The organism is Caulobacter sp. GW822-FHT07D08 (assembly GCF_058798735.1).
Window position 1 is genome coordinate 195,133 of sequence record NZ_JBXAKU010000005.1, and the last position, 21,210, is coordinate 216,342.

Consider the following 21,210-nt stretch of genomic DNA (forward strand, 5'->3'; position numbering starts at 1 on the left):
TTAGAGTGAATTTTCCTCGGCCAGCCAGCCGGCGGCCCGCAGCTTGGCGACCGAAGCGCGGCTGACAGGGGCGGTTTCGCCGTCGACCAGCCGCAGGCGCAGGTTGCGGCCGTCGCGCTCGACGCCCGCGATCGCCCGCCGGGCGACCCACCACGAGCGATGGGTCTGAAGTCCCTCAACGCCGATGAGGCCCGCCGTCACCCGCGCCAGCGGCCCCATCTCCAGCCGCGAGCCGTGTTCGGTGCGGATCCGGACATAGTGGTCCTCCATCCTCAGATAGAGCACCGCGCCCGGATCGACGGCGGGGATCGTGGCCTCGACGGCGGTAAGAGGCGCGGGCCTCGCCTCCCGCGCCCGGACGCGGAGGAAATAGTAGGCGATGACGATCGGGGTTGTGGTCGCCACGCACTGGCCGTACCACTCCAACGGCGGCACGGCGCGCTCCAGGTGGGGCCAGATGGCGATGGCGGCGGCTCTGGACAGAGGGCCCTGGATCGCGCTGCCGACCAGGACAACGACCGGGATCACCGTCCAGTCCGGCGCGCGCATGCGTTCGGCCAGCACCACGGACACGCGCGTGAGGCAGCCAAACAGCACCATGCCGACCATGATGCTGACGATCCAGTAAGCGATCCGAAGCGCCGGACTGTCATTGAAGAAGCTACCGTACGGCCCCATCAGCCCCAGCAGCAGCCCGACCGCCAGGGCGACGACAAGGTCGACCGCCCATTGACGGGCGGTCCCCAGCAGCGGCGGGTCGGAAGGGCGTATGGCCATGCCCTCCTATAGAGCGACGCCATGCGGGATCGCCACTCCCTAGGCGGCCGCTTCGGCATCCTGGTCGCGGCTCGCTGCGGTCGCATCGACCAGGGCCAGCTTCAAACCCAGCGCGTGGATCACCCGCAAGATCGTGTCGAACCGCGGCGAGGCGCCGTCCTTCAAGGCCTTGTAGAGGCTCTCCCGACCCAACCCAGCCTTCTCGGCGACCTCGGCCATGCCTTTGGAGCGGGCGATCAGGCCGAGGACGTGTTGAATGTAGTCGGCGTCGCCGGTGTCGAAGGCGTCGGCCAGGAATGCGACGACGGCCTCGGCGTCCGTGATCATCTCGACGGGATCGAAACGGGTAAGCATCACCATTCGAGGCTCCTTGCGATTGCTTTTGCCTTCTCGATATCCCGGCCCTGTGAACTCTTGTCGCCGCCATGAAGCAGCACGATCAGGACATCTCCGCGTTGAACCAGGTAGATTCGATAACCAGGTCCGAAGTGAATCCGTAACTCACTAACGCCGTCGCCCACCGGTCGATGATCACCGAGCAGCCCACGGGCCAGGCGGGCCAATCGCACGCCGATGGCCAGCAGGGCTTGCCTGTCCCTCAGGCCAGAAAGCCAGGCCTTGAACTCATCGGTCTCAAGAACCTCGATCATTATCGTATCCATGTAGATACAAAACGCAAGAGCGCTCGGCGCGGCGCATTCGCTCACGCAGGAACAATATGAGAACATCGTAGAGGCGGCCGCAACTGGCGATATGCGAACCTCAACCCATCCGCCCGCCCGCGAACCCGTTCGCCCATTCGCGCAAACGCCCTGGCGAGGCGGGGCGCCGGCCATCACAGCGACCTCATCGTCATTCGCTGAAGGGCCGCCATGTCGTTCCGTACTTTCCTGTTCGCCGTCCTGCTGACGGCCGCCGCCTCGTCCCAGGCGATCGCCGCCAACGCCGGGTTCATGGTGCTGCACGAGCCCCGCCCCGACGGACCGCCAGTCGAGGTCGGGGTCTGGTATCCCACCGACGCCACGCCCGCCTTCATGGCCTTGGGCTCCTGGGGCCATACGGTCGCGGCCGGCGCGCCGATCGTCGGCGAGCACCTGCCGCTGATCGTCATGTCGCACGGCAATGGCGGCTTCTTCGGCGGCCACGCCGACACCGCCCAGGCGCTGGCGGAGGCGGGCTTCGTGGTCGCCGCCCTCACCCACCCCGGCGACAACTACAAGGACCAGAGCCGCGCCACCGCCATGGCCGACCGTCCGGCGGCGCTGTCGGCCCTGATCGGCTGGATGCTGGAGAGCTCGCCGCTGAAGGCGAAAATCGATCCGAACAAGGTCGGCGCGTTCGGCTTCTCGTCGGGCGGCTTCACGGTGCTGGCGGCGGCGGGCGGCGAGCCGGACCTTTCCAGGATGCCCGGCCACTGCCTGGCCCATCCGGGGAACTTCGACTGCAAGCTGACCGCCAGCCATCCGATCCCGGCCGACGCCCTGACCGCCAGTTGGGTCCACGACGTCCGGATCAAGGCCGTGGTCTCGGCCGCCCCGGCTCTGGGCTTCACGTTCGGCAAGAACGGACTGACGGGGATCAAGGCCCCGATCCAGCTGTGGAAGGCCGCCGACGACGAGATCCTGCCCGGCGACGACTATGCCGAGGCGGTGCATCGCGACCTCGGCCGTCCCCACGACTATCACGTCGTCGAGGGCGCCCGGCACTTCGACTTCCTCACGCCCTGCGACACCGCTCCGCAAGGCGCGAGCCAGGCGCTGTGCGAGAGCGCGCCGGGCTTCGACCGCCGCGCCTTCCACCGGACGTTCAACACGGCGGTCACCCGGTTCTTCACCGACCAATTGGTCGCACCGGCCAAGCCGCTTCCGAAGGGCTGACTTCACACCCGGTTAACCACGATGGCGGAGTCTGCGCGTGCTGTTTAGGAGCCGTCTTGCGTAGCCTCATCGCCGCCGTCGAACGTATCGATCCGCTGACCATCTATGGGCGCGTGGCGGCCGTGAACGGTCTGCTGATCGAGGTTCGCGGCGGCCTGACCCGGCTGACGGTGGGAGCCCGCGTCGAGATCGAGCGCCCCGGTCAGAAACCCCTTCCGGCCGAGGTGGTCGGCTTCCGCGAGACCCGCGCCCTGCTGATGCCGTTCGGTCCGGTCGAGGGCGTGGGGCCCGGCGCGGAGATCCGCTTCATGCCGGAAGGCGCGGTGGTCCGCCCGACCAAGGCCTGGCTGGGCCGCATCATCAACGCCTTCGGCGAGCCGATCGACGGCCTCGGGCCCCTGCCCCAGGGCGAAGTCCCCTATCCGCTGAAGACTCCGCCCCCGCCGGCCCACGCCCGCGGGCGGGTGGGCGAGCGCCTGGACCTGGGCGTGCGCTCGATGAACGTCTTCACCACCACCTGCCGCGGCCAGCGCCTGGGCATCTTCGCCGGCTCGGGCGTCGGCAAGTCGGTGCTGCTGTCGATGCTGGCCAAGGAGGCCACCTGCGACGCCGTCGTCGTCGGCCTGATCGGCGAGCGGGGCCGCGAGGTCCGCGAGTTCGTCGAGGAGACCCTTGGCGAGGAGGGCCTGAAGCGGGCCGTCGTGGTGGTCGCCACCTCGGACGAACCGGCCCTGACTCGCCGTCAGGCCGCCTACATGACCCTGGCGATCAGCGAATATCTGCGCGACCAGGACCAGGAAGTCCTGTGCCTGATGGACTCGGTGACCCGCTTCGCCATGGCCCAGCGCGAGATCGGCCTGGCCGCCGGCGAGCCTCCGACCACCAAGGGCTATACGCCCACCGTCTTCACCGAGCTGCCCAAGCTGCTCGAGCGCGCCGGTCCTGGCCCGATCCGCGCCGACGGCACCACCGCCGCGCCCATAACCGCGCTGTTCACCGTCCTCGTCGACGGCGATGACCACAACGAACCGATCGCCGACGCCACGCGCGGTATCCTGGACGGCCACATCGTCATGGAGCGGGCCATCGCCGAGCGCGGCCGCTTCCCGGCCATCAACGTGTTGAAGTCGATCAGCCGGACCATGCCGGGCTGCCAGCACCCGCACGAGCGCGAGATCGTCAAGAGCGCGCGCCAGGTGATGTCCGCCTACGCCAACATGGAAGAACTGATCCGCATCGGCGCCTATCGCGCCGGGGCCGACCCCGTGGTCGACCGCGCGATCCGTTTAAATCCCGCGATCGAGGCTTTCCTTAGCCAAGATAAGGAAGAAGCAACGTCTCTGGACGACTCTTTCAGTCATCTGGGGCAGATCCTGGCGAGTGAGTACTGATGACCAAGTGGGCCGCCTCGCTGATCCGCATCTCGAACCACGAGGTCGAGACGCTGCAAAAACGCCTCGCCGACATCACGGAACGCCGCATGGCGGCCGAGCTGCGTATCGCCATGATGGACGCCGAAGCCGAAGCCGAGGCCAAGAGCGCCGAGGGTGACGCCAGCGCCGGCTGGTACATGATCGGCTACCGCGAGGGCCACAAGCGCCGCAAGGCCGACATGCTGGTCCAGATCGAGCAGTGCCGGCAGGAAGAGATCGGCGCCCGCGACGCTCTCTCCGAGGCCTTCGAGAACCTCAAGAAGTACGAGCACGTCGCCGAACAGGCCAAGATCCTGGCCGCCAAGAAGCTGGGCGCCTACGAAGCCGCCCAGATGGACGAAGTGAGCATCCGCCGCGCCGCCATGGGCGTCCGCTAGAGCGCGATCCGCAAAAGTGGGGACGGCCTTGCGATGAGATCGCGCTCCAACCAAGATTCCGCGATGCGGCTGACCCGCCGCTCAGCGATCGCTTCGGCGCTGGCTCTCTCGGCCTGCGGTCAGGGGGCCAAGAGTCAGCCGGCCCCGCCGCCGATCTCGCCGCTCAAGAGCCTGACGCGCTTCCCGATCGGCTGCTGCGTGCAGGAACGCTGGCTGCAGGAGCCGGACTACGCCGACCTGCTGGCCGAGCAGTTCTCCCAACTCACCGCCGAGTGGGAGATGAAGATGGAGTACATCCTGCGCGAGGATGGCGGCTTCCAGTTCGACCGCCCCGACAGCATCGCCCTGTTCGCCAAGGCGCGCGACATGGCCCTGCACGGCCACACGCTCGTCTGGTACGCCGGCGAGCCCGAGCCCTTCAAGAAGCTGGACGGCAAGGGCGCTGTCTTCGCCAACGCCTATCGCAACTACATCCTGGCGGTCGTCGGCCGCTACAAGGGCCAGGCCCGCAGCTGGGACGTGGTCAACGAGCCGATCACCGACGACGGCGAGCGCCTGCGCGAGAGCCTGTGGTCGCGCAACCTGGGCCTGGACGACCACATCATCCGCGCCCTGGAGCACGCCCGCGAGGCCGATCCGGCGGCGGTGCTGTTCATCAACGACTATCATCTCGAGCTGAAGCCCAACAAACGCGCCACCTTCATGCGGCTGGTCGAGCGCCTGCTGAAGCGCGGCGCGCCGTTGGACGGCCTGGGGACCCAGACCCATATCGACTACGACCTGCCGGCCGGCGCGGTCGGCGCAGCGCTCAAGGACCTGGCCAGCTTCGGCCTGCCGATCCACCTGTCGGAGCTGGACATCTCGCTGGGCGACCGCTTCGTCCCCGCCCTGCCCGGCGACCGGGTGAAGCGCCAGATCGCCAAATACGCCGAGATCGCCGAGGCCTTCGTGGCCCTGCCCGAGCGCCAGCGCTTCGCCTTCACCGTCTGGGGCCTGCGCGACAGCGAAACCTGGCTGCGCGGTCCGTCGGGCCAGCGTCCCACGGACCAGCCGCTGCTGTTCGACGACGCCGGCCAGGCCAAGCCCACCGCCCGCGCCCTGGCAGACGCGTTCTCGCGCCCAGCTTAACCAAACACCGACCTTTTGTCGCGCATAGTCCGGGACGTGGAGCGCCCAGGGGGATAGGTGACTACCATCAGACCACGGACAATCGAGGGGCTGAACGACTGGGCCAAGCCCTTCGCCCTGCTCTGCGCCTATGCGGCGGCCATGGCCTACAGCCTGTTCCTCGCCAGCTTCCTGCGCAACGTGCCAACGCTCTGGACCGCCAACGCGGTGGCGATCGCGGCCCTCATGGTGCTGCCGCGCCGCCAGGCGATCGACTTCCTGATCGCCTCCACGCTGGTGCACATCGGGCTGGAGCTGGCGCTGGGCGTGCCCTGGCGCTTCGTGGCGATCGTCTCGGTGCTGGACGCGCCCCAGACCATCGCCATCGCGGCCCTGATGCGGGCGATGCGCGTGCCCTCCAGGGTCCGCGACGCGCGCGGCCTGCTGATGGTGATCGCCTCCGCCTCGATCCTGACCGCCATCGGCTCGACCCTGGTCAACGGCCTGCTGATGGCCAGCCGGGCCCGGCCGTTCTTCCAAAATTGGAGCGAGTGGACCGCCTCGAACGTTCTGGGCGCGGCCATCGCCCTGCCCGTCGTCCTGATCCTGATGGATCGCCGCCATCGCGAAGGCTTCAAGGTCCGGCCGCTGGAAGGCGTCGCGACCCAGTTCCTGGTCGTCGCGACCTCGGCCGTCATCTTCGCCATCGACGGCGGATACAGGGTGATGCTGTTCGCCCCGGTCCTGCTGGCCGCCTTCCGGGGCGGACCGCGCGCCGTGGCGATCGCGGTGACCGGCTCGATGGCCGTGGCGATCCCGGCCGTGCTCTTTCGGACCGGCGCGGACATCAATGCGGCGCTGGGCCCGCTGCGCCACGCCCTGATCTTCCACATCGTGCTCTACGCCGTCGGCCTGGTCTCGGCCCTGGCCCTGGGGCGCCAAGCCCGCCTTCAGGCCCTGCTGGTCCGCCGGACCGCCGTCGCTCGCGCCGCCAAGGCCAAGGCCCAGGCCGCCAACCGCGCCAAGTCCGACTTCGTGGCCACCATCAGCCACGAGATCCGCACGCCGCTGAACAGCATCCTGGGCTTCGCCGCGCTGGTGGCCGACGATCCCACCCTGTCGGTCGAGAGCCGTCGCCGCCTGGATCTGGTCAGCCGCGCCGGCCGCTCCCTGGCCGAGATCGTCGGCGACCTGCTGGACTTCGCCAAGGTCGAGGCCGGCCGCCTGGACCTGACCCTGACGCCCGTCTCGCCCGCCGCCCTGCTGCGCGACGCCGCGGACATCATCGCCCCCGAGGCGGCCGCCAAGGGCCTTTATCTGCGGGCGATGTTCGAGGGCGATGTCGACGCGCCCGTGGCCCTCGACGAAACCCGCCTGCGCCAAGTGCTGCTGAACCTCCTGGCCAACGCCGTGAAATTCACGCGCGAAGGCGGCGTGGTCGCCCGCCTGACCGCCGGCCCCGCCCCCGGCGCCCTTCGCTTCGAGATCACCGACACCGGCATCGGCATCGCCCCCGAGGTTCAGGCCAGGCTCTTCCAGCGCTTCTCCCAGGCCGACAGTTCGATCAGCCGCAGCTATGGCGGCACGGGCCTGGGCCTGGCGATCAGCAAGGCCCTGGTCAGCGCCATGGACGGCGAGATCGGCGTCGAGAGCCAGTTGAACCATGGCGCCCGCTTCTGGATCACCCTGACCGCCGGTCCCTGCGGCCCCGCCGCCCAGGCGGCTGGCTGCTGCACCACGCCGGAGGCCGCGCCGGCGCGCGCCGCCCGCGTGCTGCTGGTCGACGACCATCCGATGAACCGCGAACTGGGCATGGCCCTGCTGACCCTGGCCGGCTGCGAGGTGACCACCGCCGGCGACGGCGCCCAGGCGCTGGAGGCGGTCACGGCCGGCGGCTTCGATCTCGTCCTGATGGACGTGCACATGCCAGGGATGGACGGCCTGACCGCCACGCGCGCCATCCGCGCCCTGCCCGGCCCGGTGGCCGGCGTCCCGATCATCGCGCTCAGCGCCGATGTCCTGCCCGAGCAGATCGCCCGCTGCCACGCCGCCGGCATGAACGGCCACGTGCCCAAGCCAATCCGCCGCGAGGAGCTGTTCGCGGCCGTCGCCCGGGCGCTGGAAGGCCGGTCAGAGACCGCCGACCACGCCGAGCGGGGCGACGCCAGAGCGCCTGAGTTCCATCGCCTCGTCTCATCCACGGCCCCGTCCGTCGCCAACGCCGAGACGGGCGCGCCGGCCGCGTCTAACCCTTAACCGTCACGCTCGCCAAGGTTACGCGAGGTTCGGGGTAGTCCAGCTCAAGGTTAAATCGGCTTCATGACGGTCTTGTAAGTTGAGACTTACCCGGCCCACCCGTACATCGCGCGGCCTCGGCGCGTAACGCCGATCAGTGAACAGCAAAATGCGAGCTTAAATCCCGCGCGCGGCGGTCGTCGCGCGCCACGGGATCGGCCGCGCCTCGACCAAGGGAAACGAAATGATCCATCATCTGTCCGTCGCCGCCGCCGATCCTCAAGGCGTGGGCCAGTTCTTCGCCGACATCATGGGTGGCGTCGTCGTCGACTTCCCGCCCAACCCCGGCAGCTGCATGGTGTTCAAGGCCGACGGCCGGGGCACCGCCATCGAGATCTATCCCGCCGGCAGCGTCATGATCCCCAACGGAGAGCCGGGGGCGATCTTCCTGCGCCAGCCCGAGGCCTTCGGCCGCTCGCCCACCCACTTCGCGCTGAGCATCGACCTGCCCCAGGACGAGGCTCTGGCCCGCGCCAAGGCCAAGGGCTGGGACGCCTTCATCTGCGATCGCGGCGGCCACTTCCGCGTGGTCGAGGTGTGGATCGAGAACACCTGGCTGGTCGAGCTGCTGCCACCGACCTTCGCCGCCGAATATCTCGGCTTCGCCAAGGCGGTGACCCAGATGGCCGACCCGAACATGGCCCTCGACGACCACCAGCCCCAGGCGCGAACCCTCGAAAACGCCTGACGGGCTGCTCCCCCGCGAGAACGAAAAACGCCCCGGCCTTCGCGACCGGGGCGTCTTTTGTTTTCGGGCTGAACCGGACTCCTACGAGTCCAGGAAGCTCCGCAGCTTCCGCGACCGCGAGGGGTGCTTCAGCTTGCGCAGGGCCTTGGCTTCGATCTGGCGGATGCGTTCGCGGGTGACCGAGAACTGCTGGCCGACTTCTTCCAGGGTGTGGTCGGTGTTCATGCCGATGCCGAAGCGCATCCGCAGAACCCGCTCTTCCCGCGGCGTCAGCGAGGCCAGCACGCGGGTGGTGGTTTCCCGCAGGTTGCTCTGGATGGCCGCGTCGATCGGCAGGATGGCGTTCTTGTCCTCGATGAAGTCGCCCAGGTGGCTGTCTTCCTCGTCGCCGATCGGCGTTTCGAGCGAGATCGGCTCCTTGGCGATCTTCAGGACCTTGCGGACCTTTTCCAGCGGCATGGCCAGCTTTTCGGCCAGCTCTTCCGGGGTCGGCTCGCGGCCGATCTCGTGCAGCATCTGGCGGCTGGTGCGGACGATCTTGTTGATCGTCTCGATCATGTGGACCGGGATGCGGATGGTCCGCGCCTGGTCGGCGATCGAGCGGGTGATGGCCTGACGGATCCACCAGGTGGCGTAGGTCGAGAACTTGTAGCCGCGCCGATATTCGAACTTATCGACGGCCTTCATCAGGCCGATATTGCCTTCCTGGATCAGGTCCAGGAACTGCAGGCCGCGGTTGGTGTACTTCTTGGCGATCGAGATCACGAGACGCAGATTGGCCTCGACCATTTCCTTCTTGGCCTGGCGGGCTTCGCGCTCGCCCTTCTGGACCGTCTGGACGATGCGGCGATAGTCGTCGATCGGCACGCCGGTCTCGGTGGCCAGGGCGGCGATCTCGCCCCGGATGTCGAGGACCGACTGGCTGTCGTTCTCGACGAACTTGGTCCAGCGCACGCCCATGGCCTTGACCTGATCCGACCAGGTCGGGTTCAGCTCCGAGCCGAAATAGGCCTTCAGGAACTCGCCACGGCTGATGCCGTAGCTGTCGGCCAGGCGCAGCAGGCGACCTTCCAGGCCGATCAGACGCTTGTTGATCGCATAGAGCTGCTCGACCAGCGCCTCGATGCGGTTGTTGTTCAGCTTCAGCGTCTTGAGGTGCTGGATGATCGTCTGCGACAGGCCTTCGTAAGCCTTGCGATCGGCGTCGGTCAGGTCCTCGCCCTTCAGGCGGCTGCCGACCAGCTTGTCCTGCAGCTTGCGGAAGCTTTCGAACTCGCTGGCGATGGCGTCCAGGATGGCCATGACGCCTTCGCGCAGCTCGCCTTCCATGGCGCTGACGGTCGGGCCGGCGCCGTCGTCGAAATCGTCGTCGTCGTCGCCTTCGCCCTCGGGCTTGGGTTCGGCGCCGGCTTCCTGGTCGACGGGCTCGGCCGGTTCGGCTTCTTCCTCGTCCGCGGCCGGCTGGGCGGCGACGCCGTTGATGGCGGCGTAGGTGCCTTCCAGATCGATGACTTCACGCAGCAGGATGCGGCCCGTGCCCAGTTCCTCGCGCCACACCATGATGGCTTCGAAGGTCAGGGCCGACTCGCACAGGCCGCGGATCATGGTGTCGCGGCCGGCCTCGATGCGCTTGGCGATGGCGATTTCGCCCTCGCGCGACAGCAGCTCGACCGAACCCATTTCGCGCAGATACATCCGCACGGGGTCGTCGGTGCGGTCGTAGGCGGCCGGCTTCTCGCTGGTGATGACCGTGGTGTTCTCGTCGCGGGTGGCGACTTCGCCGCCTTCCGAGCCCTCGGCGTCTTCTTCGGCCTCGACCACGTTGACGCCCATCTCGCTCAGCATGGCGAGGGTGTCTTCGATGGCGTCGGGGCTGACTTCCTCGGACGGCAGCACCTTGTTCAGCTCGTCCATCGTGACGTAGCCGCGGGCCTTGGCCTGCTTGATGAACTTCTTTACGCCGGCGTCGGTCAGGTCGAGCAGAGGGCCGTCGCCGCCGTTGGTTTCGGGCGCTTCCGTCTCGGCCGAGGAATTGTTGCTCATCAAGCTCTCCGAAATCGACACCGCCGTCGTGCAAGAGCGGCGCCGAAAAAATCCGTATCGAAAAGGAGTCGCCTGCCCGTCGCGCGCTTCCCCCAATAGGTCAGGGTTCTGAGTCAGCGCTTTCCCAAGGATCACGTTCCCGTCAGAATTCGCCAAGCGCGTCCGGATACGCCATGTACAAGCGCTCCGCGAGAGACCCGGCGGAGACCATACGGCGTGGACGCGGCCTGACGCTTTCCCTGATCGGGTCGGCGACCGCTGGGGACCTGGGGCCGCGGCGAGGGTGACATCCTGTTTCGATGAGGGCGCGCGCAACGGCGGCCCGAGCGATGTCAATCAGCTGCTTGGCAAATCCTTGAGTCGGCAAATGGCTTTGGGTGACGCCGGTGTCAAGATGGGATGCACGGGTTTTGGCATAGGAAGTTCCAATTTCCGGATGCTCCACACCAATATTTCAATTTATGGTGGAGTTCAAACGCCGGACCGATGGCAAATGGCCTTCTACGTCTACATCATGGCCAGCCGCCGCAACGGTACGCTCTATATCGGCTCCACGGACGATCTTGCCCGGCGCGTATTCGAACATCAAAGCCGCGTACGAGGGTTCACCGCCAGGTACGGCTGCACGATGCTGGTCTGGTTCGAACAGCATGAGACACGTGAAAGCGCCCTGATCCGAGAGCGACGGATGAAGGAATGGCGCAGGTCTTGGAAGCTGATGGTGATCGAGGAAAACAATCCCGATTGGCGGAATCTCGCCTTGGAATTCCTGGGCTAACGGCCATCCCAAAATCCGATCTCCCCGGCGAACGCCGGGGCCCAGATCGAACCCGCAAGCCTTTGGATCTTGGGCAAGGTCGCAGGCGCGTCCACCCAAACCGTTCCGGATGTATCTGGGCCCCGGCATTCGCCGGGGAAATCGGGGTTGGGAGACCGGATAGGGACAGGAAAACTAGTGCAGGACCTGAGAGACCATCTCGGGATCGGTCCATCCGCCGCTGTCGATCAGGCGCTTGACCGCGTCCCTTTCGGTCTTCAGGCGCAGCAGGGTCTGGAAGTCGCTGTCATCGACGAGATCGATCTTGGCGTCGTCGACCGCGCGCTCCAGGGCCGTCAGGCGGATCAAAAGGTCGAAGGCCTGCGACCAGAGGACGCGGATGGCTTCTTCCGGGTTCTGGGCGGCGCTTTGGGCGACATCCAGCGCCTTGACGCCGGCGGCCGACCGCTCCAGCAGCGCCAGGACCCCCGCGTCGTAGCCGATCGAGGCCAGGCGGCCGCGCACCATGCCGGTCTCGACGTGGTCGACCTCCATGCGCAGGTTCACAAGCTCGTGGGCGATGCCGTCCAGGCGCGCGTCGCCCAGGCCCTGGTTCATCAAGACCTCGATGCGGTCGTCGACGACCTTGGGATCGCGGATGGCGGCGATCAGCAGAGCGGCCGAGAACGGCTTGGGGGCGTGCTGCAAGGCCTGGGCGGCCGCGCGTCCCTCGGCCGTGGAGCCCTCGATCCGGGGCTTGCCGAACTTGCGGGGCGTGTTGTCCCAGCGTTGGCGCGACAGCTGCCGGCCCGCGTCGCTGGCGTCGGTCTTGACCCGTCGCGCCGCCCGCATCTCGTCGAGGCGATCCAGCAGCTCCTCTTTATAGGCGTGCGCCAGGTCCTTGTCGGCGATGGTCGCCGCCAGGGTGCGCAGGCGGACCTTGAGGTTGGTGCGCTGCTCGGGGGTGTCGAAGGGTTCGACGTCGCGCTCGCGCTCGAACAGGGCCTGGACGAAAGGCTTGGTGTCGCTGAGCTGGGCCTTCAGCGCCGCCGGCCCCTGATCGCGCAATATGTCGTCGGGATCCTTGCCGCCGACCGGCATGGAGAACAGGAACGAGCGGCCGGGCTTCAGCAGCGGCAGGGCGCGGTCGATGGCGCGGTGGGCGGCGCGCTGGCCGGCCTTGTCGCCGTCGAAGCAGAGGGTGGGCGTCGGATGCAGGCGCCACAGCCCCTCCATCTGCTCCTCGGTCAGGGCCGTGCCCATGGCCGCCACGGCTGGCACGCCGGCGCGCTGGCAGGCGATGACGTCCATATAGCCCTCGACCACCACCATCGGCGGCTTGCCCCCGCCGCTCTGGCCGTCGTGCAGGATCTTGCGGGCCTCGAACAGGCCGTAGAGCACCCGCCCCTTATGGAAGAGTTCTGTTTCGGGGCCGTTCAGGTATTTGGCGCGGGCGTTGGGATCCATGGCCCGGCCGCCGAACGACACCACCTTCCCCCGGCTGTCGGTGATCGGGAAGATGATCCGGTCGCGGAAGCGGTCGTACGGCTGGCCGCCGTCCTCGGGCGAAATCAGCACGCCGGCGTCCACGAGATCGCCCGGCTTGGCGCCCTTGGCGACCAGGTAGTCCTTCAGCCCCGTGCGGCTGTTGGGCGCGAAGCCGATGCGGAAGCGGCTCCACTCGGTCTCGGGCAGGCCGCGCTTTTCCAGATAGGCGCGGGCGGCCTGGCCCACCGGGCGGCGCAGCTCGGCCTCGAACCAGGCGGAGGCCAGCTCCATCCAGTCGCCCAGCGACGAGCGCTTCTGCTCCTCGCGGGCCGCGTGCGGATCGACGGCGGGCAGGCTCATGCCGGCCTCGGCCGCCAGCCGCTCGACGGCCTCCGCGAAGGTCAGCCGCTCGGTCTCCTGCAGGAAGCTGATGATGTCGCCGTGCTTGCCGCTGGAGAAGCAGTGATAGAAGCCCTTCTCGTCATTGACGAAGAACGACGGGCTCTTCTCCTTGGTGAACGGCGACAGCCCCGCATATTCGCGCCCCTGCCGGCGCAGCTTCACCGTCTTGCCGACGACGTCGGACGGGCGAAGGCGGGACTTCAGTTCTTCGAGGAAGCGGTCGTCGAAACGCATTGAGGCTGGGCGGTACTTCACGGACTTGAACCCGACACCTTATCTGGCGAGCCGTCTCGCCAGAACCGGACGTGGGCGACCGTCCAAGCCAATATGGCGAGTCCCTCACAAGTTACCCACAGATTAACCGATTGAAGCTCGGCCTTAGGAACATCGACTCCGCCCTCTTCGTTTGGAGAGCCGGGGCGCCTCGACGCGCCCGCAGCTTCCAAGCCCGCCACGGAGAAGACCCATGCCCCAGAAGTGGAATGACCGCGAAGGCCGCTTCGACGTCGAAGCCGACGGTGATTTCGACCGCCAGCAAGGCTATGGCTACGACGCCGCGCGACGTCGCGATCCGGCCTATGACACCTCTTACCGCAACGAAGGCGGCTATCGCGTCGAGCGCGGTCCGCGCCGCCACGGCGGCGAGTTCCTGCGCGCGGCGCAAGCGGGCGGCGATATCGGCTATGGCCGCACGCGCTCGGGCGCCGACTACGGGGCCGGCGCGACGGGTTATCGCTCGCCGGGCGACTATGGCCGCGTGGGCGGTCACGACTTCGGCGGCGCGACCGGCGACTACGGCTCCAGCGGCTATTCCGGCCGCACCCCCGACTATGGCGACGAGCGCTATTTCGATGGCCACGACCGCGATCGTTCTGGCCGCGAGGGCGCCTATGGCCGTGACTACAACCCCTATCGTTCGTTCAGCCCGCGCGGCCAGCGGCCCCACCAGGAGGAGCGCACCTGGTTCGACCGCGCCCGCGACGAAGTGTCCTCGTGGATGGGCGACCAGGACGCCCTGCATCGCCGCGAGGCCGACGGCGCCCATCGCGGGCGGGGCCCCAAGGGCTATCGCCGCTCGGACGAGCGCATCCGCGAGGATGTCAGCGACCGCCTGACCGACGACAGCTGGCTGGACGCCAACGGCATCGAGGTCGCGGTCTCCGACAGTGACGTCACCCTCACCGGCACGGTCCGCTCGCGCGAGGACAAGAAACGCGCCGAGGCCCTGGCCGAGAGCGTCTCGGGCGTCGACAATGTCCAGAACAACCTGCGGGTCGACCGCGGGACCGACACAACGGCGACCACCGTTCCGCCGTCGCCGCTGGGTTAAGGGCCAGAAGCTCCGCCCGTCACCGACGGGCGGAGCGCCTTTTCGCGTTACCCTTCCGACGCTTGATTTCAGCGCCGAAACGCAAATTGGGCCGCATACCCACGTTCTTGCCCATCCGGCCAACTTGCCCTCGACAAGCGAGGGTTAACGCCACAAACATCCCGGCTTCTCTTCGCGGGAGCACGCCCGCGCGTCGCATTGGGGTGTTTCGTGAAAGCGCTGTTCTTCTCGGTCTCCGTCCTGTCCCTGGTCGCCACGGCGGCCATGGCCCAGACTTCTCCCCTGCCGGAGTCCGCGCCGCCTACCCCGCCGATCGAAGCTCCGCGGGATGTGCCCTACGCCGGCACGCTGAAGGTCGCCGTCGACGCCACCGATCTTGACCGCAAGATCTGGAACGTCACCACGACCATGCCGGTCAGCAAGGCCGGCGACTTCGTGTTCCTGTATCCGCAGTGGGTCCCGGGCGGCCACTCGCCGCGCAACGACCTGGACAAGCTGGCCGGCCTGGTGGTCACCGCCAACGGCAAGCGCATCCCCTGGACCCGCGACGTGGTCAGCGTCCACGCCTTCCACGTCGACGTTCCGGCCGGCGTCACCGAGCTGCAGATCAGCTACCAGTTCCTGACCGCCGTCGAGGGCAAGGTCGGCCGCATCGAGGTCACGCCCGAGATGCTGAACCTGCAATGGCTGCAGGTGACGATGTATCCGGCCGGCTACTACACCCGCCAGATCCCGATCGAGGCCAGCGTCAAGCTGCCGGAAGGCTGGAAGTTCGCCACCGCCCTGGAAACCGCCAAGACCGAAGGCCAGGTCACGACCTTCAAGCCGACCAATGTCGAGATCCTGGTCGACTCGCCGATGATGGCCGGCAAGTACTTCAAGTCGATCGAGCTGGATCCGACCGGCCCGGCCCCGGTGCGCCTGAACCTGATCGCCGACAGCCCCGAGAACCTCGAGGCCAAGCCGGAATACATCCAGATCCACAAGGATCTCGTCCAGCAGGCCTACAAGCTCTACGGCTCGCACCACTACGACCACTACGATTTCCTGGTCGCCATGTCCGACAAGCTGGGCGGCATCGGCCTGGAGCACCATCGCTCCAGCGAAAACCGCGTCGCCCCGAAGTACTTCAACGAGTGGGACAAGAACTTCGTCGGCCGCGACCTGCTGAGCCACGAATACACCCACTCGTGGAACGGCAAGTTCCGCCGCGCCGCCGACCTGTGGACCCCGAACCTGAACGTGCCGATGCGCGACAGCATGATGTGGGTCTATGAGGGCCAGACCCAGTACTGGGGCAATGTCCTGGCCGCCCGCTCGGGCCTCCTGACCAAGCAGCAGGCGATGGACTCGCTGGCCGCCACGGCCGCCGCCTACGACAACCGCCGCGGCCGCGACTGGCGTCCCGTGCAGGACACCACCAACGACCCGATCATCGCCAACCGCAAGCCGCTGTCGTGGCTCTCCTGGCAGCGCAGCGAGGACTACTATTCCGAAGGCCTGCTGGTCTGGCTCGACGCCGACACCCTGATCCGCGAGAAGACCGGCGGCAAGAAGTCGCTGGACGACTTCGCCAAGGCCTTCTTCGGCGTCGACAACGGCTCGTACAGCGAGAAGACCTATACGTTCGACGACGTGGTCAGCACGCTGAACGGCGTCTACGCCTATGACTGGGCGACCTTCCTCAAGACCCGCATCCAGGAGGTCCAGGAGAAGGGTCCCCTCGATGGCTTCGAACGCGGCGGCTACAAGGTCGTCTATACCGACACCCCCACCGAGTTCATGAAGTCGGCCGAGACCAAGGCCAAGAACACCCCGCTCAGCTACTCGCTGGGCCTGACGGTGGGCGCGGACGGCGTGCTGACCGACGTGCAGTGGGGCGGCCCGGCGTTCAAGGCCGGCTTGACGCAAGGGCTCACGGTCGTGGCGGTCAACGGCGAGCAGTTCGACGGCGACAAGCTGAAGGCCGCCGTCAAGGCCGCCGCCAAGCCGGACGGCCAGCTGGTCGAGCTGCTGATCAAGGACAGCGGCCGCTACAAGATGGTCAAGATCGACTATCGCGGCGGCCTGCGCTACCCGCGCCTGGAGCGGATCGCCGGCGCGCCGGACCGCCTCGGGGACATCCTGACGCCGCGCAAATAAGGCCAAGCATTTTCGAGCGAAGTGGATGCCGGTTCGCGTGAAGAAAATGCGTAGAAGGAAAGAGAAGTTCGCCAGCAGGCTGCGAGCCGCTCGCAGCCTGCGACGATTTGGGGAAGGGCGGGAAGCCGACATCCGTGCCACCTTCCTGACTGTTCAATCCCTCTGAACGCGTACCGAAAAGGGCCCGTGCCCCTCTCCCAAACGGGCCCTTTTTTACGTCTGGAGTCTTGGCGCTCGGCGGATGACCCCGATATCAGTCGTCCATGCAGGATTGGCCCGAACTCCAGCGCGTCACCACGGAATATGTGGCCACCGAGGATCGCCTCCGGCTGTCGGGCGAGACGGCGGACGGGCGGACCCTGGTGCTATGGCTGACCCAGCGGCTGATGAACCTGTTGGCGCCGCAGTTGACGGGCTGGCTGGAGCGGCAGGACGCGGCCGGCGGCGAGGCCTTGCAGGAGTTCGCCCAGCAGGCCGCCGAAGCGTCGCTGGCCGCGCAGCCGCCGGTGCAGGCGACCTCGCCCGAGACCGAGTGGCGGTTGATCACCGTCGACATCGTCCACGGGCCGGAGGGCGTCACCCTGATCCTGAAGTCCGACGACGATGTTCCACGGGCTCGCCTGCCGATGCCGACCCACGCCCTGCGCCAATGGCTGGGCATCGTCCGCAACCAGTACCTCCTGGGCGCCTGGCCGACAACGGCCTGGCCCGCCTGGATGGACGAGACGCAGGCCGCGTCGGTCGCGCCGGCCCCGGCGGTCCTGCACTAGCCGGCTGGCCGGCATCTTGCGAGACAGACCCCGATTGAGCAGGAGTCGAGCTTTGCATCCTAGAGTCGTGCCAAAATGGCTGCGCGCGTCCCTGGCCGGGACGGTGCTGGCGGCAGCGCTCGCGGGTTCGGCCTTGGCCCAATCGACTGCGGTCCAAGCCGCCGATCCATTCGACGCCGCCTTCGAGCAGCGGGACTACACGACCATGCTGGCCCTGCTGCGCCCGCTGGTCCAGGCCGGCGAGCCACGGGCCGAAGGCCGGATGGCCCTGATGTACTACCAGGGCTGGGGCGTTCCGCGAGACCTCGACAAGGCTCAAACCCTTTACCAGAGCTCCGCCGAAAAGGGCTGGCCTCGCGCCATGTACGCCCTGGGTCGCCTGTACCAACGTGGCGAAGGCGTGCCCGTCGATAAGGCTAAGGCCCTGCACTGGCTGGGCTTGGCTGCGGAGGCCGGCGACCTTCCCGCCGCCAAGGCCGCGGGGGATCTGGCCATGGACATGGCGGTCTATGGCAAGGCGGCGCGCTGGCTGCGCATGGCCGCCGACCATGGCGACGCCAAGTCGATGTTCGCGCTGGGTCTGATGTATGGTGAGGGCATAGGCGTCCCCAACGACAAGCCGACGGGCTACGCTCTGATCCGCCGTTCGGCCGAGGCGGGCTACGCCTTCGCCCAGGCCGCCGTCGGCGAGATGTACGTCCTCGGCGAGGGCGTCACGCCAAACAACGCCGAGGCCTTCGCCTGGTACAGCCGGTCTGCCGCTCAGGGCGACCGCGACGGGCTGGCGGGACTCGCCGAAGCCTACGCGCTGGGACGCGGGACGCCGGTCGACCTGACCAAGGCCGCGCCTCTCTACGAACGCGCCGCCGACGCCGGCGTCGGCCTGGCCCAATGGCGGCTGGGTCAGATGCTGCAGGCCGGGCGCGGCGTCCCCAAGGACACGGTCCAGGCCTACAAATGGCTGTCCCTGGCGCTGAAGGCCAACAACCACTCGGCGATCGACTATCGCGACTCCGCCGTGGCCTCACTGGACGCCCTAGCCGTCGAGATGAGCGAGGACGAGATTGCGCGCGCCCAAGCCTTTGCGGCCAACTGGACCCGACGTCCCGGCGATTGAATGAGACCGGTACCATTTCTGGCTTGAGTGGTCTGACAACTGCCTCCATAGTGCCTTGACGAAGGCGGCCCCAGAGCCGCCGGCCATTGCGCACCTTCGGGGAAACAAACGGATGACCACCACCCTCACCCGCCGCCTGTTCGGCGCGAGCCTCGCGGCGCTGTCGGCCGCCGCCATGCCCGGCCTCGCGCAAGCCGCCGACAGGGCCGCCAAGGCCAAGTCCGACAAGCCGCTCTACAAGGACGCCGCCCAGCCGATCGACGCCCGGGTCCAGGACCTGCTGGGCCGCATGACGCTGGAAGAGAAGGCCGCCCAGCTGATCGGCATCTGGCTCACGAAGAACAGGATCCAGACCTCCGAGGGCGAGTTCTCGCCGGAGGAGGCCAGCAAGAACTTCCCCAATGGCCTGGGCCAGATCTCGCGTCCGTCCGACCGCAAGGGCGCCAAGCCCGCCACGGTGATCGACGCGGCGGCCGGCGCCGACGACGGCGCGGTCAACCGCAACGCCAAGGAGACGGCGCGCTACACCAACGCCGCCCAGAAGTGGGCCGTGGAGAAGACGCGCCTGGGCATCCCGCTGCTGATGCACGACGAGGCCCTGCACGGCTATGTCGCCCGTGACGCGACCAGCTTCCCGCAGGCCATCGCCCTGGCCTCGACCTTCGACACCGAGCTGACCGAGAAGATCTTCGCCGTCGCCGCCCGCGAGATGCGCGCCCGCGGTTCGAACCTGGCGCTGGCGCCGGTGGTCGACGTGGCCCGCGACCCGCGCTGGGGCCGCATCGAGGAGACCTATGGCGAGGACCCGCATGTCTGCGCCGAGATCGGCCTGGCCGCCATCCGCGGCTTCCAGGGGACGACCCTGCCGCTGGCCAAGGACAAGGTCTTCGTCACCCTCAAGCACATGACCGGCCACGGCCAGCCCGAGAACGGCACCAATGTCGGCCCGGCCCAGATCGCCGAGCGCACCCTGCGCGAGAACTTCTTCCCGCCGTTCGAACGGGCGGTGAAGGAGCTGCCGGTCCGCGCGGTCATGCCGTCCTACAACGAGATCGACGGCGTGCCCTCGCACGCCAACCGCTGGCTGCTGACCAAGATTCTGCGCGAGGAGTGGGGCTACAAGGGCTCGGTCCAGAGCGACTACTTCGCGATCAAGGAGCTGATCGCCCGCCACAAGCTGACCACCGACCTTGGCCAGACGGCGGTGATGGCCATGCACGCCGGCGTCGATGTCGAGTTGCCCGACGGCGAGGCCTACGCCCTGATCCCGCAGCTGGTGAAGGCCGGCCGCATCCCGCAGTTCGAGATCGACGCCGCCGTCTCGCGCGTGCTGACCATGAAATTCGAGGGCGGTCTGTTCGAGAACCCCTACTGCGACGAGAAGACGGCCGACGCCAAGACCGCGACGCCGGACGCCGTCGCCCTGGCCCGCGAGGCCGCCCGCAAGGCCGCCGTGCTGCTGAAGAACGACAAGGGTCTGCTGCCGCTGGACGGCAAGAAGATCAAGCGCCTGGCCCTCCTGGGCACCCACGCCAAGGACACGCCGATCGGCGGCTATTCCGACATTCCGCGCCACGTGGTCTCGATCCACGAGGGCCTGACCGCCGAAGCCAAGGCCCAGGGCTTCACGCTCGACTACGCCGAGGCCGTGCGGATCACCGAACAGCGCATCTGGGCGCAGGACGAGGTCAAGCTGGTCGACCCGGCCGTCAACGCCAGGCTGATCGCCGAAGCCGTCGAGGTCGCCAGGAAGGCCGACGTCGTGGTCATGGTGCTGGGCGACAACGAACAGACCAGCCGCGAGGCCTGGGCCGACAACCACCTGGGCGACCGCGACAGCCTGGACCTGATCGGCCAGCAGAACGACCTGGCCAAGGCGATCTTCGACCTGGGCAAGCCGACGGTGGTGTTCCTGCTGAACGGCCGCCCGCTGTCGATCAACCTGCTGGCCCAGCGCGCTGACGCCATCATCGAGGGCTGGTACCTCGGCCAGGAGACCGGCAACGCCGCCGCCGACGTGCTGTTCGGCCGCGCCAATCCGGGCGGCAAGCTGCCGGTCAGCATCGCCCGCGACGTCGGCCAGCTGCCGATCTACTACAACCGCAAGCCCACGGCCCGCCGCGGCTATCTGCTGGGCGACACCAGCCCGCTCTATCCGTTCGGCTTCGGTCTCTCGTACACGACCTTCGACATCTCGGCCCCGCGCCTGGCGAAAGCGAAGATAGGGCAGGGCGAGAGCGTCAAGGTCGAGATCGACGTGGCCAACACCGGCAAGGTCGCCGGCGACGAGGTGGTCCAGCTTTACATCCACGACGAGCAAGCCTCGGTCACCCGTCCGGTGCTGGAGCTGAAGCACTTCAAGCGCGTCACCCTGGCGGCCGGCGCCAGGACGACGGTGAGCTTCGAGATCAAGCCGTCGGACCTGTGGTTCTGGAACCTCGACATGCAGCGCGTCGTCGAGCCGGGGGACTTCTCGATCCTGGTCGGGCCGAACTCGGTGGACCTGAAGAAGGCGACGCTGACGGTGGCGTAAGCTTCCACATCCGTCTTCCCGATGAAAGCCGAGACCCAGATCGAACCCACGAGCGTGGGAGGGTTCGCCAAGCC

Annotated in this window: 17 protein-coding genes; 12 read left to right on the forward strand and 5 right to left on the reverse strand. The window is 67.7% G+C overall.

What is annotated here, in order from left to right; all coding sequences use genetic code 11:
• From AC1RJ9_RS11875 to AC1RJ9_RS11885, 3 genes are read right to left on the reverse strand one after another with little or no spacing between them, the layout of a single operon-like run.
• Positions 1 to 777: a LytTR family DNA-binding domain-containing protein gene (locus AC1RJ9_RS11875; RefSeq protein ID WP_492837091.1), complete on the reverse strand. Its 777-nt coding sequence runs from the start codon at positions 775 to 777 to the stop codon at positions 1 to 3.
• 39 nt (positions 778 to 816) lie between these two features.
• Positions 817 to 1,137, reverse strand: a complete 321-nt coding sequence (locus tag AC1RJ9_RS11880; protein WP_492837092.1) for an addiction module antidote protein — start codon at positions 1,135 to 1,137, stop codon at positions 817 to 819.
• Entirely contained in the window at positions 1,131 to 1,427 is a 297-nt protein-coding gene (locus AC1RJ9_RS11885; RefSeq protein ID WP_492837093.1) for a type II toxin-antitoxin system RelE/ParE family toxin, read from the reverse strand. Before AC1RJ9_RS11885 ends, AC1RJ9_RS11880 begins: the two co-directional genes overlap by 7 nt.
• 222 nt (positions 1,428 to 1,649) lie before the next feature.
• On the opposite strand from AC1RJ9_RS11885, the gene AC1RJ9_RS11890 reads away from it, so the two are divergent.
• From AC1RJ9_RS11890 to AC1RJ9_RS11915, 6 genes are all read left to right on the forward strand, one after another.
• The gene (locus AC1RJ9_RS11890) at positions 1,650 to 2,654 is read left to right on the forward strand and encodes an alpha/beta hydrolase family protein (protein WP_492837094.1); all 1,005 of its coding nucleotides are present in this window, start codon (positions 1,650 to 1,652) and stop codon (positions 2,652 to 2,654) included.
• 56 nt (positions 2,655 to 2,710) lie between these two features.
• Positions 2,711 to 4,045 carry a flagellar protein export ATPase FliI gene (fliI, locus tag AC1RJ9_RS11895; RefSeq protein ID WP_492837095.1) on the forward strand — a complete coding sequence of 445 codons (1,335 nt, stop codon included), beginning with the start codon at positions 2,711 to 2,713 and terminating at the stop codon, positions 4,043 to 4,045.
• A complete protein-coding gene (locus tag AC1RJ9_RS11900; RefSeq protein WP_492837096.1) occupies positions 4,045 to 4,464 on the forward strand; it encodes a flagellar export protein FliJ in 420 nt (139 codons plus the stop codon). Before fliI ends, AC1RJ9_RS11900 begins: the two co-directional genes overlap by 1 nt.
• A gap of 63 nt (positions 4,465 to 4,527) precedes the next feature.
• Complete coding sequence (locus tag AC1RJ9_RS11905) at positions 4,528 to 5,592, forward strand: endo-1,4-beta-xylanase (RefSeq protein WP_492837097.1); 1,065 nt, start codon at positions 4,528 to 4,530, stop codon at positions 5,590 to 5,592.
• A 57-nt stretch (positions 5,593 to 5,649) separates the two neighbouring features.
• Complete coding sequence (locus AC1RJ9_RS11910) at positions 5,650 to 7,827, forward strand: hybrid sensor histidine kinase/response regulator (RefSeq protein WP_492837098.1); 2,178 nt, start codon at positions 5,650 to 5,652, stop codon at positions 7,825 to 7,827.
• A 223-nt stretch (positions 7,828 to 8,050) separates the two neighbouring features.
• A complete protein-coding gene (locus AC1RJ9_RS11915; RefSeq protein ID WP_492837099.1) occupies positions 8,051 to 8,554 on the forward strand; it encodes a VOC family protein in 504 nt (167 codons plus the stop codon).
• 81 nt (positions 8,555 to 8,635) lie between these two features.
• On the opposite strand, the gene rpoD is transcribed toward AC1RJ9_RS11915, so the two are convergent.
• Positions 8,636 to 10,597 carry an RNA polymerase sigma factor RpoD gene (gene rpoD / locus AC1RJ9_RS11920; RefSeq protein WP_492837100.1) on the reverse strand — a complete coding sequence of 654 codons (1,962 nt, stop codon included), beginning with the start codon at positions 10,595 to 10,597 and terminating at the stop codon, positions 8,636 to 8,638.
• A gap of 493 nt (positions 10,598 to 11,090) precedes the next feature.
• Between rpoD and AC1RJ9_RS11925 the strand changes: the two genes are divergently transcribed.
• Entirely contained in the window at positions 11,091 to 11,375 is a 285-nt protein-coding gene (locus AC1RJ9_RS11925) for a GIY-YIG nuclease family protein (RefSeq protein WP_492837234.1), read from the forward strand.
• Positions 11,376 to 11,549: 174 nt separating this feature from the next.
• Here the strand turns inward: AC1RJ9_RS11925 and dnaG are convergent, their stop codons facing one another.
• Positions 11,550 to 13,478: a DNA primase gene (gene dnaG, locus AC1RJ9_RS11930; protein WP_492837101.1), complete on the reverse strand. Its 1,929-nt coding sequence runs from the start codon at positions 13,476 to 13,478 to the stop codon at positions 11,550 to 11,552.
• Between the two features lie 232 nt (positions 13,479 to 13,710).
• Here dnaG and AC1RJ9_RS11935 point away from each other — a divergent pair, with 232 nt between their 5' ends.
• The 5 genes from AC1RJ9_RS11935 (at position 13,711) to AC1RJ9_RS11955 (ending at position 21,136) form a co-directional block, all read left to right on the forward strand.
• Positions 13,711 to 14,574, forward strand: a complete 864-nt coding sequence (locus AC1RJ9_RS11935) for a BON domain-containing protein (protein WP_492837102.1) — start codon at positions 13,711 to 13,713, stop codon at positions 14,572 to 14,574.
• A 198-nt stretch (positions 14,575 to 14,772) separates the two neighbouring features.
• Positions 14,773 to 16,716 carry a M61 family metallopeptidase gene (locus AC1RJ9_RS11940; protein WP_492837103.1) on the forward strand — a complete coding sequence of 648 codons (1,944 nt, stop codon included), beginning with the start codon at positions 14,773 to 14,775 and terminating at the stop codon, positions 16,714 to 16,716.
• Between the two features lie 263 nt (positions 16,717 to 16,979).
• A complete protein-coding gene (locus AC1RJ9_RS11945) occupies positions 16,980 to 17,486 on the forward strand; it encodes a hypothetical protein (protein WP_492837104.1) in 507 nt (168 codons plus the stop codon).
• Positions 17,487 to 17,538: 52 nt separating this feature from the next.
• A complete protein-coding gene (locus tag AC1RJ9_RS11950; protein ID WP_492837105.1) occupies positions 17,539 to 18,603 on the forward strand; it encodes a tetratricopeptide repeat protein in 1,065 nt (354 codons plus the stop codon).
• A 112-nt stretch (positions 18,604 to 18,715) separates the two neighbouring features.
• Positions 18,716 to 21,136 carry a glycoside hydrolase family 3 N-terminal domain-containing protein gene (locus AC1RJ9_RS11955; RefSeq protein ID WP_492837106.1) on the forward strand — a complete coding sequence of 807 codons (2,421 nt, stop codon included), beginning with the start codon at positions 18,716 to 18,718 and terminating at the stop codon, positions 21,134 to 21,136.
• Positions 21,137 to 21,210 lie beyond the last annotated feature (74 nt).